Genomic DNA, 14,290 nt, shown 5'->3' on the forward strand with positions numbered 1-14,290 from the left:
CGGGTTCAGTCCGTCAGCAGATCGATCGCTTCCGCCATATCCACGTCGCGCTGGGAGAGGCCGCCTGCGTCATGCGTGGTCAGCAGGATATCCACCCGGTTCCACACATTCGACCATTCGGGGTGATGGTCCGCCTTTTCGGCGAGCAGCGCGACGCGCGTCATGAAGGCGAACGCCTCGCTGAAATCGGCGAAGGTGAAGCTGCGCGTGATCGCATCGCGCGCTTCGTCGAAGTCCCATTCGTCGAGCGCATCGAGCGCCGCCGCGCGTTCTTCCTCGTTCAGCTGCTCGATCGCCACGTCTTCCTCCTGCCGGCACTTCGCCCTAAGGCATAGCCCATGCCAGCATCCGTTCAACCGCGCACCGCGCCCGATGCCGATGCGATCCGCGCGATCGCCCTGAAGGCGCTCAACGCCCTGCCCGCCGAATTCCGGACGCATCTCGGCGACGTCGTGCTGATCGTCGAGGAGATCGCCGACGACGAAACACTCGACGCGCTCGGCATCGAGCATCCGCTCGATCTGAGCGGGCTCTATCATGGCCGGCCGTTGGGCGAGAAATCGTCGATGGAATCGGGCTCGCTGCCCGATCGCATCCACCTTTATCGCCGCGCGATCCTGGAGGAATGGATCGAAACCCGCGTCGGGCTGGACGAGCTGGTCGCGCATGTGATGATTCATGAGGTCGGCCATCATTTCGGCCTGTCCGACGACGACATGCACGCACTGGAGGACATGGTGGGCGACGCGTGAACGGCGCGCTTGCGTTTCGGGACGTGACCTGCGCCCGGGGCGGGCGGCTGCTGTTCGAAGGCCTGTCCTTCGCGATCGAAGCGGGCGGCGCGGCGCTGGTCACCGGGCCGAACGGGGTAGGCAAATCAAGCTTGATCCGCGTCGCCGCCGGACTGCTGAAACCAGCACACGGCACGGTCGACGGATCGGACGGACGCGCGCTGATGGCGGAGGCGAGCGCGCTCGATGGCGAGCGGCGGCTGGGCAGCGCGCTGCGCTTCTGGGCTGCGCTCGACGATGACGCCGGCGATCCGGGCGGGCGGGTCGCCGCTGCGCTCGACGCCACAAACCTCGCCGCGCTCGCCGAGGTGCCGGTGCGCCTGCTCTCGACCGGGCAACGCCGCCGCGCCGCGCTGGCGCGGGTGGTGGCGAGCGCGGCGCCGGTCTGGCTGCTCGACGAACCCGCCAACGGCCTGGACGATGCAAGCGTGCGCGTGCTCGAAACGCTGATCGCTGGGCACCGCGACCGCGGCGGCGTGACACTGGTCGCGACTCACCTCCCGATCGACGTGCCAGGTGCCACGCCAATCCCGTTGGGTGCCGCGTGAAGGCGCTGCTCACCCTCGTGGCGCGCGATCTCGGCCGGGCCTGGGCGGGCGGGAGCGTGACCTATACGCTCGCCTTCTTCCTGCTCGTCGCGATCCTGTTTCCCTTTGCGATCGGGCCCGACGCAGCCTTGCTCGCGCGGGTCGGTGGCGGCGTGATCTGGGCGGCCGCCTTGCTCGCGGCGCTGATGCCGGTCGAGCGGCTGATCGGGCCTGACGCGGAGAGCGGCGTGTTAGATCAGATGGCAGTGCGCGGGCTCAGCCTGGCGGGCGTCGCCGCGGCCAAGATCGTCGCGCACTGGCTGGCGTTCGGGCCGCCGCTGATGCTTGCCGCGGTGATTGCGGCGGGACTGCTCGATCTGTCAGGCGAGACGTTGGTGCGGGTGGAGATCGGGCTGCTGATCGGCACGCCCGGGCTGGCGGCGCTAGCGGTCGCCACCTCGGCACTGGTGGCGGGGCTGCGCGGCGCCGGGGCGGTGGCCGGGCTGGTGATGCTGCCGCTGGCGGTGCCGCTGCTGATCTTCGGCGCGGGCTCGATCGACGGCGGGATGGGGGTAGTGAAGCTCCTCGCCGCCGTCAGCCTGACGTTGGTGGCGGGGGCGCCCTTCGTGGCTGGGGCGGCGATGCGGGCCGGGATGGACTAGGTGGTGGGGAATGTCATGCTGGTCGATGACATTTTCTAAAAGATATTATATATTTTTTACAATGATTTACCAATCAGCGCGACCACCGCGCCCAGATCGCCGTCGGGAGGAGCAGACCGCGCGCTTCCTCGCGCACTGCCAGCTCGCCCGCCTCGATCTTGCCGCCGAGGTCGCCTAGCGCCTGGTTGAGCAGCTCGCCGATCGCGAGCGCCGACATGCGCACCGCATAGACCGTCAGGAACAGGAAGCGCGATTCGGCGTCGAGCAGCTTGCGGCAATCGGCGATCAGCCCGGGCAAGCCCTCTTCCAGCTTCCACACTTCGCCTTCCGGCCCGCGGCCGAATTTCGGGGGATCGAGCAGGATGCCGTCATAGCGACGCCCGCGCCGCACTTCGCGGGCGATGAACTTGGTCGCGTCGTCGGTCATCCAGCGGATCGGCTTGTCGCCCATGCCCGAAAGCTGGGCATTGGCGCGCGCCGCCTCGACCGATTTCTTGGAGGCGTCGACATGGACCATCTTCGCGCCCTTGCTCGCCATGGCGAGCGTGCCGACGCCGGTATAGCCGAACAGGTTGAGGCATTCGGGCGCTTCCCCCGCGGCCAGCTTGTCGGCGACCTGCGCGCGCATCCAGGTCCAGACGGGCGCCATGTCCGGGAAGAAGCCCAAGTGGCGGAAGGGCGTGGTGGACGCCGTGAATCGGACATCGTCCCATGTGAGCGGCCAGCCCTCGCGCGGGACCGGCTCGGCGAACTCCCAGCGGCCACCGCCATCCTCGTCCGAGCCGGGCACGAACTCGGCCTGGGCGCGCCAGTCGTCCCGCGCCGGCGCCCAGAGCGCCTGGCCCTCCGGGCGGATGAAGCGGAAACGGCCATAGCGTTCGAGCTTTCGCCCATTGCCCGAATCGATCAGGCCATAATCGGCCCAGGGCTCCCCGATGAGCGTTTCGAGATTCATCGCCCTTCTCCGTCCTTTTCGAGCGGGAAGAGAATCGTCACGCCTTCGCCACCGCCCGCTCGGCGATATAGCCGGTGACCGCCGCTAACGTGGCTGGAAGCTCGGCATAGCGTTCCTCACGATCGAACAGGCTGCCAAGGCGCGCCGGCAGCGCGGGCCGGATGCCCGTCGCACGCTCGACCGCGTCGTCGAACTTCGCTGGATGCGCGGTGGCGAGGGTCACCACCGGCACCGTGGGGTCGAGATCGGCGCGCCGCGCGGCGGCGAGGCCGATGGCGGTATGCGGATCGATCACCTGGCCCGAGCCATCACAGGCCCAGCGCATCGCGAGCGCCATGTCGTCGAGATCGATCCGGTCGCTGGCGAACAGGCCGGCCGCGCCTTCGCGTTGAGCGTTGGTGAGGCGCATTGCCCTGCTGGTTTCGAAGCCACGCATCTGCTCCCGCGTGGCGCTGCCGTCGCGGCCGCCGAGATCGAACAACAGGCGTTCGAAATTGCTCGACACCTGGATGTCCATCGACGGGCTTGGCGTCGGCACCACGCTGCCCTGGCTGTAATCGCCCTGCGCGAGCGCGCGGTGGAGGATGTCGTTGACATTGGTCGCCACGATCAGCTTCGCCACCGGAAGCCCCATCCTGGCCGCGACATAGCCGGCGAAGACGTCGCCGAAATTGCCGGTCGGCACCGCAAAGGCGACTGGCCGGTCCGGCGCGCCGAGCCGGACGGCGGCGTAGAAATAATAGACCACCTGCGCCATCAGTCGCGCCCAGTTGATCGAATTGACCGCCGAGAGCGCGAACCTGCCCGAAAAGCTCGGATCGTTGAACATCGCCTTCACCAGCGCCTGGGCATCGTCGAAGCTGCCGTCGATCGCAATGTTGTGGATGTTCGGCGCGAACACCGTCGTCATCTGGCGACGCTGCACTTCGGACACGCGGCCCCTGGGGTGGAGCATGAACACATCGACGCCGTGGCGACCGGCCAGCGCGTCGATCGCGGCCGAGCCGGTATCGCCCGAGGTGGCGCCGACGACCGTCAGGTGCCGGTCCGAGCCGGCGAGGAAGCGTTCGAACAGCAGGCCGAGCAGCTGGAGCGCCACGTCCTTGAACGCCAGGGTCGGGCCGTGGAACAGCTCGAGCAGCCAATGCTGATGATCGAGCTGCACGAGCGGCGTGACCGCCGAGTGCGCGAACCGGCCATAAGCCTGGGCACATAGCTCGCGCAGCTCTTCGCGGCTGAGAATACCCTCGACGAACGGCATCATCACGACGACGGCCGTATCGACATAAGAAAGACCGCGCAGAGCGGCAATCTCGTCCCGGCTCAGGCTTGGCCAGGTCTCCGGAACATACAGGCCACCGTCGCCGGCAAGACCGGCGAGCGTAACCTGCTCGAAATCAAGGATGGGGGCCGCCCCACGGGTGCTGATATAGCGCATGCCCAAGCGCCTAACCGCGGCAGGGCAAAGTCACAAGCGTATCAGGGCTTCAGGCGACGCCTAAGCGCGATCGCGTAGATCACACCAGCCACCAGGGCGAAGAGGAACCATTGCACCGCATAAGCCAGATGGTTGTTGGGGACGGCCGAAAGATCCGGCTTGGGATTGGCATCGAGGCCGGCAGCCGGCGGATCGGCCACCAGCATCAGGGTCTTGGGCGCATGCGAGAAGAGCCCGGCGATCATCGGCCGGTGATCGGGCGCGTGCGTGATATAGCCGCTGACTTCGCCCCCACTCCAGGCCGGCTTGGCATCGGGCGTGCGGGCGACGCCGATCTGAACGGTCAGGCCGGGCCCTTCGGCGCCGGTGCGACACTGGGCGATTCGCCGCCACCCGTGCTGGCCTGCGGCATTGCGCCCGCCCTCCATGGTATAGCTCACGGCCTGCAGGCAGAAGGCGCTGGCGCGGCGAAACAACAGGGTATCGTCGACCGGGATGCGCGGGAAGGCGATCGGCGGCAGCGAGCGATTCGCTTCGAGCTGAGCGATCAGGGCCTCCTTCTGAGCCTTGCGTTGCAACTGCCACACGCCGAGGCCGATCATCGCCGCGATGGCGAGGCCGACCAGAATCGTCGCGACGACCGGAAACCGTTTCATTCGTCCGCGATCCGTCCCTCGCCCGCCGCATTGCGATATTCGAGCGCCAGCAGCGCGCCCTTGGCGATGCGCAGCGATCCCATCACTGCGACCGTGGCGAGTGGGATCAGAATCAACGCGAGCAGCCATAGCGGGGGCTCGACCGTCAGCTGCAATGTCACGGCCACCCCGACAAGCAAGCCGCCGACGATCAGCGTCAGGAAGGCGGCCGGGCCGTCGCCTACATTGAATTGCGTGAAATCGAGGCCGCAGGCGCCGCAGCGCTCGGCGAACCGCGTTGGCCCGGCGAACAGCGTGGCTGCGCCGCAGCGCGGACACAGTCCCTTGAAGGCGACCTGAGCTGGCGCGGGCCGGACCGGCGGGGACTCAGGCGCGGCCAAAGCACCACGGATCTGGCTGCATGTCGATCGGCGCCCCAGGCAGACCGGGCGCGGGGAAGCGGGCCTTGAAGGTGAAGGCGCGGTCGCTCGGCCCGAAGCGGTCAAGCAGCCAGAGGCGCGCAAGCCCTTCGTCGACGGTCGGCTCGGTGCCAGCCGGAATCCACCACAGCGCCTGATAGGCGCCGTCGAAACGCGCAAACCACTGACGCCGCTGCGCCATCACCGGCGTGTGCGCGGTGCGATACACGAAATCGAAGAGCGCCGCAGCGTCTTCCCAGACCGACATGTTGACGATCAGTTGCGGATCCGGCGTGGGCTGCAGGTCGGTCGCGCTGTTTCCCTCGCCCTGCAGCCGCCAGACGAACCCCGCGCTCACCTCGGCGAGCGCGTTGATCCGATCGAGTTCAGCGAAGAAGCCGGCAACCTGCGGATCACCGGACGGCGCCACCAGCCGTCCGATATTGATCTGCGCCAGCTGCCAGCCAGTCTTCACCCGGTCAGCCGCCGTGGACCGGTGCGCCCCAGCCGCCCCAGACATAGATGGTGACGAACAGGAACAGCCAGACGACATCGACGAAGTGCCAGTACCAGGCAGCTGCCTCGAAGCCGAAATGCTGGCGCGGCGTGAAATCGCCCTTGTAGGCGCGGATCAGGCACACGATCAGGAAGATCGTGCCGATGATCACATGGAAGCCGTGAAAGCCGGTCGCCATGAAGAAGGATGCGCCATAGTTGATTCCCTGGAAGGGGAAGGGCGCCTCGGCATATTCATAAGCCTGGATCGACGAGAAGAGCAGGCCCAGGATGATGGTGAGCCACAGGCCCTTGAGCACGCCGTCGCGGTTGCCCACGCCGAGCAGGCCCCAGAGGCCAGTCTTCTCGCCGCCGCGCTGCCCATGGATCAGCGCATGATGCGCCCAGGTCACCGTGGTGCCCGAGGTCAGCAGGATGAGCGTGTTGAGCAGCGGGAACTTGAAGGCGTCGATCACCTCGATGCCCTTGGGCGGCCAGGTGCCGACGGCGGCATCGGTGACCAGGCTGACCGTCTCGTTCACATATTGGACCGGGGCGGGGAAGAGCGAGAAATCGAAGAACGCCCAGAACCAGCCGACGAAGAACATCACTTCGGAAGCAATGAACAGGATCATGCCGTAACGCAGGTGAAGCTGCACCACCGGCGTATGATCGCCGGCATGCGCTTCCCGGATCACGTTGCTCCACCAGCTGAACATGGTGAGCAGGACGGCCGCGACGCCGATGAAGAACACCACGCCGCCGCCAATGCCGAACACGCTGCCGGAGTGCATCCACATGATGCCGCCGATCGCCATGGTCAGCGCGGAGAACGCGCCGACGAACGGCCAGATATCGGGTGGCAGGATATGGTAATCGTGGTTCTTGGCGCCGGCCATTCTTCGGTCCCCGTTATAGGCTGTCGATCACGCTCTAGCTTGCAGCTTTCGCGGAATCCACAGGGTAAAAAGTGTAGCTGAGGGTGATTGTCTTCACGTCCGCCGCGTCGGGATCGGTCAGGATCTTCGGATCGACGAAGAAGATCACCGGCATCCGCGCGGTCTCACCCGGCTTCAGCGTCTGCTCGGTGAAGCAGAAGCACTGAATCTTGGTGAAATATTTGCCCGCCTGCGAAGGCGTGACGTTGAACGTGGCGGTGCCGGTAATGGGCTTGTCGCTCGTGTTCGTCGCCGTGAAGAAAGCCATGTCGCGCGCGCCGATCGCGATCGTTTCGGACGGCACTTCGGGCTTGAAGATCCAGGGCAGCTTGGGGGCGACATTGGCGTCGAAATCGACGCGTACCTGCTCATGCCCGACCGCGCCCGGCGCCTTCAGCGCGCGCTGCGTCGTGCCGTTCAGCCCGGTCGCCTCGCAGAACATCCGGTACAGCGGCACGCTCGCGAAACCGAGCCCGGTCATGCAGCACACGCCGATGCCGGCGAGCAGCGCCGTGCGCAGCGTGCGGGTCAATGCGGAACCCCCGCCCTGATCTTCGCGATGGTGATCGCGAATACCAGGATGGCGAAGGCGCCGAGCAGCACGCCCATCACGATCGCGCGCGAGCGCTGGCGGGCGCGAATCTGGTCGTCGTCGTTCGGCATCAGCTGACCCACTTGTCGACGACGAGCGCGCCAAAAATGATGAAGAGATACAGCACCGACCAGGCGAACAGCCGCTTTTCCGGCCGCATCGCGTCATCGACACCCTTGGTGCGCAGGCTGACCTGCAGCGCCAGAGCTCCAAAGATCGCTGTCGTCGCGATCGCGGTGACGCCGTAGACGATGCCCGCCAGCCCGAGCGCCCAGGGCGCCACGGCGACGATCGCCATCGGGATGGTGTAGAGCCCGATCTGCACCCGCGTCGCCCGCTCGCCCGCTACGACCGGCAGCATGGGGACGCCGGCGGCGGCGTAATCGGCCTTCATGAACAGGGCGAGCGCCCAGAAATGCGGCGGGGTCCACAGGAACACCAGCGCGAACAGCAGCACCGGCAGCGTCGCGACGTCGCCGGTCGCCGCGGCCCAGCCGATCAGCGGCGGGAATGCCCCGGCCGCGCCGCCGATGACGATGTTCTGCGCCGTGCGCCGTTTCAGCCAGACGGTGTAGACCAGCACGTAGAACAGGATCGATACGGTCAGGATCGCGGCGGCAAGGACGTTCAGCGCCAGGCCCATCAGGATCACCGAGAAGACCGCCAGCCCGACCCCGAAATGCAGGGCGGATTGCCGGTCCATGCGGCCGGCCGGCAGCGGCCGCTGCCGCGTCCGCTTCATCTTCGCGTCGAGATCGGCCTCATACCATTGATTGAGCGCACCCGCCGCACCCGCGCCGAGCGCGATGCACAGGATGGCGGTGAAGCCGAGCACCGGATCGATCCCGACCGGCGCGGCCAGCATCCCGCACAGGCCAGTGAAGACGACGAGCGTCATCACCCGCGGCTTGGTCAGCGCGAGGAAATCGCGCCATTCCGCGGGAAGGGTGACTGGCTGTGCGGTCGTCGTGTTCATAGGTTCAACTCTCCCCTCCCGCGTGCGGGAGGGGCCGGGGGTGGGCTCGCGCAATCCGCGCTCGTTACGTTCACGGTGAGCGGGAGGCCCACCAATTCAGGCCGTGCCGCCGCGGGCGGCTCCGGTCGTCAGTCTATCCGCGGCAGCGTTTCGAACTGATGGTAAGGCGGCGGGCTCGACAGCGTCCATTCGAGCGTCGTCGCGCCTTCGCCCCAGGGGTTGTCGCCCGCCTTCTTGCCCGCGAACAGCGACCAGAACAGGTTGACGAAGAACACCCCCATGCCGGCGAGCATGATCGCATAGCCGACCGAGGCGACCCAGTTCCAGTGCGCCAGCGCATCGGTGTAATCCGGGATACGCCGCTGCATCGCCTGCAGGCCGAGGAAGTGCATCGGGAAGAACAGCACGTTCACGCCGATGAAGAACACCCAGAAGTGCAGCTGGCCGAGGAACTCGTTGTACATCCGGCCCGACATCTTCGGGAACCAGTAATAGAAGCCAGCGAACAGGCTGAACACCGCGCCGAGGCTGAGTACATAGTGGAAATGGGCCACCACGTAATAGGTGTCCTGCATGTAATCGTCGACGCCGCCATTGGCGAGCACGACGCCGGTCACGCCGCCCACGGTGAACATGAAGATGAAGCCGATCGCCCAGACCATCGGGGTCTTGAACGACACCGAGCCGCCCCACATCGTCGCGATCCAGGAGAAGATCTTGATGCCGGTCGGCACCGCGATCACCATCGTCGCGGCGGTGAAATACATCTTCACGTTCACGCTGAGGCCGGTGGTGAACATGTGGTGCGCCCACACGACGAAGCCGACGACGCCGATCGCGACCATCGCATAGGCCATGCCGAGATAGCCGAAGACCGGCTTCTTCGAGAAGGTCGAGATGATCTGGCTGACCATGCCGAAGCCCGGCAGGATCATGATGTAGACTTCAGGGTGGCCGAAGAACCAGAACAGATGCTGGTACAGCACGGGATCGCCGCCGCCCGCCGGATCGAAGAAAGCGGTGTGGAAGTTGCGGTCGGTCAGCAGCATCGTGATCGCCGCGGCGAGCACCGGCAGCGCGAGCAGCAGCAGGAATGCCGTCACCAGCACCGACCACACGAACAGCGGCATCTTGTGCAGCGTCATGCCGGGCGCGCGCATGTTGAAGATCGTGGTGATGAAGTTGATCGCGCCCAGGATCGAGCTTGCGCCCGCCAGATGGAGCGACAGGATCGCCATGTCGACCGACGGCCCGGGCTCGCCATAAGTGGAAAGCGGGGCATAGACCGTCCAGCCGGTACCCGCGCCGCCGAAGAAGGGCGACGAGAAGAGCAGGATCATCGCGGGAACGAGCAGCCAGAAGCTGATATTGTTCATCCGCGGGAAGGCCATGTCCGGCGCGCCGATCATCAGGGGCACGAACCAGTTGCCGAAGGCGCCGATCATCGCCGGCATCACCATGAAGAACACCATGATGAGGCCGTGCGCCGTCACCAGCACGTTCCAGAAGTGCAGCGATTCATCGAGGCTCTGCGGCCCGCCATGAATGAAGCTGGCCCATGCGCCGAGATACTGGATGCCGGGCTCGGCAAGCTCGAGCCGCATCAGGCCGGAAATGCCGCCGCCAACGATCCCCGAGAAAATCGCGAAGATCAGGTAGAGCGTGCCGATGTCCTTGTGGTTCGTCGACATGAACCAGCGCGCGAAGAAGGCCGGCTTGTGATCGGCATCGTGATGGGCGTGGTCGTCGTGATGCGCATCGAACGCGGACGGGTGAAGGGCGGTATCGGTCATTGTCTTACTGTCCAGCGTTGCCGGCGCCGGCGGGGTTGCCCGTGGCGGCCTGATTGGTAGCGGGAGCGGCGCTGGTCGCGTTCTCGACCGGTCCGGCGGCATTGGCGGCTTCGGTGCCGTTCTCGGTCACGTCGGCGCCGGGCTGCGCGGGCGCTGCCGTCGACGGCGCCGCGGCGTTGCCCGGCATCGTGCCGCCCTTCGCCTTGACCCATGCGGCGAACACTGCCGGCGTCACTGCCTGGACGGTGATGGGCATGTAACCATGGCGCGCGCCGCACAGCTCGAAGCACTGGCCGTAATAGACGCCCGGCTTCTCGATGGTGAAGCTGGTCTCGTTCAGCCGGCCCGGGATGGCGTCAAGCTTGATCCAGAAGGCCGGGACACCCCAGGCGTGAATCACGTCGTTGGACGTGGTGATCAGGCGGATCGGTACGCCGACCGGCAGGACGATGCGATTGTCGGTGGCCAGCAGGCGCGGACCGTCGGCATCCGTACGGGCACGCTCGCCGGGCTGGACCTGATCCTTCTCCTTCAGCATGTTCGCGGTGATCTCGAACCCGCCATTGTCCGGATACTGATAGGTCCAGTACCATTGGTTGCCGATCGCCTTGAGCGTGACGGCATTGGCCGGCGCCGGCTTGAACTGGGCGGCGAGCAGGCCGATCGACGGCGCCGCGATCAGCGCCAGGATGACGACTGGCGCCAGCGTCCAGACGATCTCGATCGCGGTGTTGTGCGAGGTCTTGGAGGCGACCGGGTTGGCGGCGCGGCGGTAGCGGAACACCACCCACATCAGGAGAAAGAGCACGAACAGCGAGATGATGGTGATCATCGGAAAGAGAATCACATCGTGGAACCACAGCGCGCGGCGGCCATTCGGCGTCACCTGCGGCTGGATCGTCACCTTGCCGTCCACCGGCATCCCGACCCCGGGCTCCGGCAATGTCATCGGCGCACCGTCGAGCGCCAGCATCGGATCGACTGGCCCAGTCACTGCAGGCGTCGCTGCAGGCGCGGCCGCAGGCGTAGCGGCAGTCGTCGATGCGGCTTCGGTCGCGGTGGGCGTGGCTGCCTGTGGCGCCGGTGCCGCGGCTTGACCGATACCCGCTATCGCGAGTCCGGCCGCCAGGACGATCGACTTCAACCCCTTACTGCGCATGCGTCTCGTCACCCCTGATTGCGCCTTTCCATCACTGGCGCGCGAGCGGGAATACGCTCGTTGCGATGGGCCTATACGCGCGGTATGCAGGTGTCTCAAGCATGTCCGGGCGTTTTTTGCCACATGCCCCGGCGCGGACGTTGCGCGGCCCCTGTCGCGCCCCTATCAACCGCTCGCTCCACGAAAGACCGCGCGCATGACCGATGACGAGATTCTGGCCGAGTTCCGGGCGGCCGACGCCCTGCTCGAGGGGCATTTCATCCTCTCCTCCGGGCTGCGCTCCTCGCGCTACCTGCAGTGCGCGCGCGTGCTGATGGATCCCGCACGCGGCGCGCGGCTCGCCGCCGAACTGGCGACGCGCCTTCCGGCCGATCTGCGCGCGCGGATCGGCGCGGTGGTCTCGCCCGCGATGGGCGGGGTGATCGCCGGGCACGAAATGGCGCGGGCGCTCGGGGTCGAGGCGATGTTCCTCGAACGGCCCGAAGGCGTGTTCGAGCTGCGCCGCGGATTCCGCCTCGCGCCCGGCACCCAGGTCCTGATGATGGAGGATGTCGTCACCACCGGCCTGTCCTCGCGGGAGGCGATCGCCGCGATCGGGCGCGCCGGCGGCGAGACGATCGTGGCGGCATCGCTGGTCGATCGCTCGGGCGGTGCCGCCGATCTCGGCGTGCCGTTCTTCCCGCTGATCCGGCTCGACGTGCCGACCTATGCCGCCGATTCGCTGCCGCCCGAACTGGCCGCCCTGCCCGCGATCAAGCCCGGCAGCCGGGCCGCGGCATGAGCGGTTTCCTGCGGCTCGGGGTCAACATCGATCATGTCGCGACCGTCCGCAACGCGCGCGGCGCGGGCTATCCCGATCCGGTGCGCGCCGCCCTGCTCGCCGCTGAAGCGGGCGCCGACGGCATCACCGCGCATCTGCGCGAGGACCGCCGCCATATCACCGACGACGACATTGCCCGGCTGTCGGAGCAGCTGACGATCCCGCTCAACCTGGAAATGGCGGCCACGGACGAGATGCTGGCGATCGCGCTGCGCCACCGCCCCCATGCCGCCTGTATCGTCCCGGAAAAGCGCGAGGAGCGCACCACCGAGGGTGGGCTCGACGCGGCCGGCCAGCATAACCAGCTCCAGCATCTCGTCGGAGAACTGGGCGCGGCGAAGATCCGCGTGTCCTTGTTCATCGAGCCCGACGCCCGGCAGATCGAGGCAGCGCTGCGCCTCGGCGCGCCGGTCGTCGAACTCCATACCGGCCGCTATGCCGAGCTGGAGGGCGAGGCGCAGGCCGCCGAGCTGCGCCGCCTCGCCGATGCGGCCGCCCTGGCCGCCAAGAACGGCATCGAAGTCCATGCCGGCCACGGCCTGACCTACGCCAATGTCGCGCCGATCGCTGCCATCCCGCAGGTCCGCGAGCTCAATATCGGCCATTTCCTCGTCGGCGAGGCGATGTTCGTCGGGCTGGGCGAGGCAGTACGCACGATGCGCGCCGCGATGGACGCGGCACGGTGAAAGGCGCCCCCAATGCCTCCCCAGGGAGGAATGCGTCATGATCATCGGCCTCGGCTCGGACCTGTGCAATATCGAGCGCATCCAGGCCTCGCTCGACCGGTTCGGCGCGCGGTTCGAGCAACGCGTGTTCACTGAGACCGAGCGCGCCAAGGCCGATCGGCGCCCCTTCACCAAGGCCGGCACGCTGGCCAAGCGCTTCGCCGCGAAGGAGGCCTTTTCGAAAGCGGTCGGCACCGGCTTCAAGCGCGGGGTCTTCATGAAGGACATCGGCGTGGTTAACGCCCCCTCGGGTGCGCCGACCCTCGCGCTGACCGGGGGCGCCAGGGCGAGGCTTGACGCGTTGACCCCAGCGGGCCACGTCGCCCAGGTACATCTGACGCTCACCGACGATCACCCATGGGCGCAGGCTTTCGTGGTTATCGAAGCGATCAGGATCGAGACTGAAGCATGAGTGAGGAGTTGGCGTTGGACGGAGTGCCCGAGCCGGAGGCAGTACCCGCACCGGAGAAGACGACCGATGCGCGCCGGACGACTGACTGGTGGGGCGAGGTGAAGGGGATCCTCTGGCTGGTCCTGGCCGTGCTCGGCTTCCACAGCTTCATCGCCAAGCCCTTCTACATCCCGTCCGAATCGATGCTGCCGGGGCTGCAGGTCGGCGATCAGCTGATCGTCACCAAATATGCCTATGGCTGGTCCTTCGTTTCCCCGACGATCCCCAATCCTGTCGCGATGTTCCGCAGCCTGGTGCTGCGCCAGCCTGACGTCGAGAGCTGGGGTGTGCAATTGCCCTTCATCTCCGGCCGCCTGTTCGGCAAGATGCCGGAGCGCGGCGATGTCGTCATCGTCACGCCGCCGGGGCGCAACACCGATTACATCAAGCGCCTGATCGGCCTGCCGGGCGACAAGCTGCAGGTGATCGACGGCACCGTCTTTCTGAACGGCACGGCGGTGAAGCGCGGGCCGCCGCACGACACGCTGATCCCGGTCGACGCAAAGACGGTGTGCGATCCCGATCAATATCCCGGCGCGCTGGAGACCGGCCCCGACGGCAAGTCCTATTGCCGCCTGACGCTCGTCACCGAGACGCTGCCCAATGGGCGCCACTACGACACGGTCGAATCCGGCCCGCGCGACGGCGACAATTACGGCCCGATCGTGATCCGCCCGAACCATGTGTTCCTGATGGGCGACAATCGCGACCATAGCGCGGACAGCCGCTTTGCCGTTTCCGCCATGGGTCTGGGCGGCGACGTGCCTTGGGAGAATCTGGGCGGCCGCGCCGAGTTCATCACCTTTTCCAAGAGCGGCAACGGGAGCTGGAATCCGCTGACCTGGGGCGAAAGCTTCCGGTCGGGACGCGCGGGAACGTCGCTCCACGCCGCGCGGGACAATCCGAAGGACTGA

19 protein-coding genes are annotated in these 14,290 nt (G+C 66.9%); 7 read left to right on the forward strand and 12 right to left on the reverse strand.

Annotated features, from left to right (window positions below; genetic code table 11):
* Positions 1 to 5: 5 nt before the first annotated feature.
* Complete coding sequence (locus U1769_RS04000) at positions 6 to 299, reverse strand: 4a-hydroxytetrahydrobiopterin dehydratase (RefSeq protein ID WP_332712256.1); 294 nt, start codon at positions 297 to 299, stop codon at positions 6 to 8.
* Between the two features lie 39 nt (positions 300 to 338).
* Between U1769_RS04000 and U1769_RS04005 the strand changes: the two genes are divergently transcribed.
* From U1769_RS04005 to U1769_RS04015, 3 genes are read left to right on the forward strand one after another with little or no spacing between them, the layout of a single operon-like run.
* Positions 339 to 752, forward strand: a complete 414-nt coding sequence (locus tag U1769_RS04005; protein ID WP_332712259.1) for a metallopeptidase family protein — start codon at positions 339 to 341, stop codon at positions 750 to 752.
* On the forward strand, positions 749 to 1,339 hold the full coding sequence (gene ccmA, locus U1769_RS04010; RefSeq protein WP_332712262.1) for a heme ABC exporter ATP-binding protein CcmA: 591 nt from the start codon (positions 749 to 751) through the stop codon (positions 1,337 to 1,339). The genes U1769_RS04005 and ccmA overlap by 4 nt, the downstream gene beginning before the upstream one ends.
* Positions 1,340 to 1,344: 5 nt before the next feature.
* Complete coding sequence (locus U1769_RS04015) at positions 1,345 to 1,980, forward strand: heme exporter protein CcmB (protein WP_332713648.1); 636 nt, start codon at positions 1,345 to 1,347, stop codon at positions 1,978 to 1,980.
* A gap of 73 nt (positions 1,981 to 2,053) precedes the next feature.
* Here the strand turns inward: U1769_RS04015 and U1769_RS04020 are convergent, their stop codons facing one another.
* The 11 genes from U1769_RS04020 to coxB form a co-directional block, all read right to left on the reverse strand.
* Entirely contained in the window at positions 2,054 to 2,935 is an 882-nt protein-coding gene (locus tag U1769_RS04020; protein ID WP_332712265.1) for a class I SAM-dependent methyltransferase, read from the reverse strand.
* A gap of 37 nt (positions 2,936 to 2,972) precedes the next feature.
* Positions 2,973 to 4,373, reverse strand: coding sequence for a threonine synthase (gene thrC, locus U1769_RS04025; protein ID WP_332712270.1), 1,401 nt, complete (start codon positions 4,371 to 4,373; stop codon positions 2,973 to 2,975).
* Between the two features lie 41 nt (positions 4,374 to 4,414).
* Positions 4,415 to 5,029 carry an SURF1 family protein gene (locus U1769_RS04030; RefSeq protein ID WP_332712273.1) on the reverse strand — a complete coding sequence of 205 codons (615 nt, stop codon included), beginning with the start codon at positions 5,027 to 5,029 and terminating at the stop codon, positions 4,415 to 4,417.
* Positions 5,026 to 5,409 (reverse strand): DUF983 domain-containing protein, encoded by a 384-nt coding sequence (locus U1769_RS04035; RefSeq protein ID WP_332712276.1) that lies wholly within the window; start codon positions 5,407 to 5,409, stop codon positions 5,026 to 5,028. Before U1769_RS04035 ends, U1769_RS04030 begins: the two co-directional genes overlap by 4 nt.
* The gene (locus tag U1769_RS04040) at positions 5,396 to 5,902 is read right to left on the reverse strand and encodes a DUF3291 domain-containing protein (protein ID WP_332712279.1); all 507 of its coding nucleotides are present in this window, start codon (positions 5,900 to 5,902) and stop codon (positions 5,396 to 5,398) included. The genes U1769_RS04035 and U1769_RS04040 overlap by 14 nt, the downstream gene beginning before the upstream one ends.
* A gap of 4 nt (positions 5,903 to 5,906) precedes the next feature.
* The gene (locus U1769_RS04045; protein WP_332712282.1) at positions 5,907 to 6,821 is read right to left on the reverse strand and encodes a cytochrome c oxidase subunit 3; all 915 of its coding nucleotides are present in this window, start codon (positions 6,819 to 6,821) and stop codon (positions 5,907 to 5,909) included.
* A gap of 34 nt (positions 6,822 to 6,855) precedes the next feature.
* Positions 6,856 to 7,392, reverse strand: a complete 537-nt coding sequence (locus tag U1769_RS04050) for a cytochrome c oxidase assembly protein (protein WP_332712285.1) — start codon at positions 7,390 to 7,392, stop codon at positions 6,856 to 6,858.
* Positions 7,389 to 7,523, reverse strand: coding sequence for a cytochrome c oxidase system small membrane protein (locus U1769_RS04055; protein ID WP_332713715.1), 135 nt, complete (start codon positions 7,521 to 7,523; stop codon positions 7,389 to 7,391). The genes U1769_RS04050 and U1769_RS04055 overlap by 4 nt, the downstream gene beginning before the upstream one ends.
* Positions 7,523 to 8,428, reverse strand: coding sequence for a heme o synthase (locus U1769_RS04060; protein WP_332712288.1), 906 nt, complete (start codon positions 8,426 to 8,428; stop codon positions 7,523 to 7,525). The genes U1769_RS04055 and U1769_RS04060 overlap by 1 nt, the downstream gene beginning before the upstream one ends.
* A 128-nt stretch (positions 8,429 to 8,556) precedes the next feature.
* Positions 8,557 to 10,221 carry a cytochrome c oxidase subunit I gene (gene ctaD / locus U1769_RS04065; protein WP_332712292.1) on the reverse strand — a complete coding sequence of 555 codons (1,665 nt, stop codon included), beginning with the start codon at positions 10,219 to 10,221 and terminating at the stop codon, positions 8,557 to 8,559.
* Positions 10,222 to 10,225: 4 nt separating this feature from the next.
* Complete coding sequence (coxB, locus tag U1769_RS04070) at positions 10,226 to 11,380, reverse strand: cytochrome c oxidase subunit II (RefSeq protein WP_332712298.1); 1,155 nt, start codon at positions 11,378 to 11,380, stop codon at positions 10,226 to 10,228.
* A 196-nt stretch (positions 11,381 to 11,576) separates the two neighbouring features.
* On the opposite strand from coxB, the gene pyrE reads away from it, so the two are divergent.
* The 4 genes from pyrE to lepB are packed head-to-tail and all read left to right on the forward strand — an operon-like array spanning position 11,577 to position 14,290.
* Entirely contained in the window at positions 11,577 to 12,161 is a 585-nt protein-coding gene (gene pyrE / locus U1769_RS04075; RefSeq protein WP_332712301.1) for an orotate phosphoribosyltransferase, read from the forward strand.
* Entirely contained in the window at positions 12,158 to 12,886 is a 729-nt protein-coding gene (locus U1769_RS04080; RefSeq protein ID WP_332712304.1) for a pyridoxine 5'-phosphate synthase, read from the forward strand. Before pyrE ends, U1769_RS04080 begins: the two co-directional genes overlap by 4 nt.
* 37 nt (positions 12,887 to 12,923) lie before the next feature.
* On the forward strand, positions 12,924 to 13,337 hold the full coding sequence (gene acpS / locus U1769_RS04085) for a holo-ACP synthase (protein ID WP_332712310.1): 414 nt from the start codon (positions 12,924 to 12,926) through the stop codon (positions 13,335 to 13,337).
* On the forward strand, positions 13,334 to 14,290 hold the full coding sequence (lepB, locus tag U1769_RS04090; RefSeq protein WP_332712311.1) for a signal peptidase I: 957 nt from the start codon (positions 13,334 to 13,336) through the stop codon (positions 14,288 to 14,290). Before acpS ends, lepB begins: the two co-directional genes overlap by 4 nt.

The sequence above is a fragment of the Parasphingomonas zepuensis genome, from assembly GCF_036663735.1.
Taxonomy (GTDB): domain Bacteria; phylum Pseudomonadota; class Alphaproteobacteria; order Sphingomonadales; family Sphingomonadaceae; genus Sphingomonas.

Excerpts from the sequence above, each read along its gene's own strand:
- U1769_RS04045 (WP_332712282.1), bottom strand. The coding sequence starts at position 6,821 with ATGGCCGGCGCCAAGAACCACGATTACCATATCCTGCCACCCGATATC.
- ctaD (WP_332712292.1), bottom strand. The coding sequence starts at position 10,221 with ATGACCGATACCGCCCTTCACCCGTCCGCGTTCGATGCGCATCACGAC.
- U1769_RS04055 (WP_332713715.1), bottom strand. The coding sequence starts at position 7,523 with ATGCCGAACGACGACGACCAGATTCGCGCCCGCCAGCGCTCGCGCGCG.
- U1769_RS04060 (WP_332712288.1), bottom strand. The coding sequence starts at position 8,428 with ATGAACACGACGACCGCACAGCCAGTCACCCTTCCCGCGGAATGGCGC.
- pyrE (WP_332712301.1), top strand. The coding sequence starts at position 11,577 with ATGACCGATGACGAGATTCTGGCCGAGTTCCGGGCGGCCGACGCCCTG.
- U1769_RS04020 (WP_332712265.1), bottom strand. The coding sequence starts at position 2,935 with ATGAATCTCGAAACGCTCATCGGGGAGCCCTGGGCCGATTATGGCCTG.
- U1769_RS04030 (WP_332712273.1), bottom strand. The coding sequence starts at position 5,029 with ATGAAACGGTTTCCGGTCGTCGCGACGATTCTGGTCGGCCTCGCCATC.
- coxB (WP_332712298.1), bottom strand. The coding sequence starts at position 11,380 with ATGCGCAGTAAGGGGTTGAAGTCGATCGTCCTGGCGGCCGGACTCGCG.
- U1769_RS04005 (WP_332712259.1), top strand. The coding sequence starts at position 339 with ATGCCAGCATCCGTTCAACCGCGCACCGCGCCCGATGCCGATGCGATC.
- thrC (WP_332712270.1), bottom strand. The coding sequence starts at position 4,373 with ATGCGCTATATCAGCACCCGTGGGGCGGCCCCCATCCTTGATTTCGAG.
- U1769_RS04080 (WP_332712304.1), top strand. The coding sequence starts at position 12,158 with ATGAGCGGTTTCCTGCGGCTCGGGGTCAACATCGATCATGTCGCGACC.
- acpS (WP_332712310.1), top strand. The coding sequence starts at position 12,924 with ATGATCATCGGCCTCGGCTCGGACCTGTGCAATATCGAGCGCATCCAG.
- lepB (WP_332712311.1), top strand. The coding sequence starts at position 13,334 with ATGAGTGAGGAGTTGGCGTTGGACGGAGTGCCCGAGCCGGAGGCAGTA.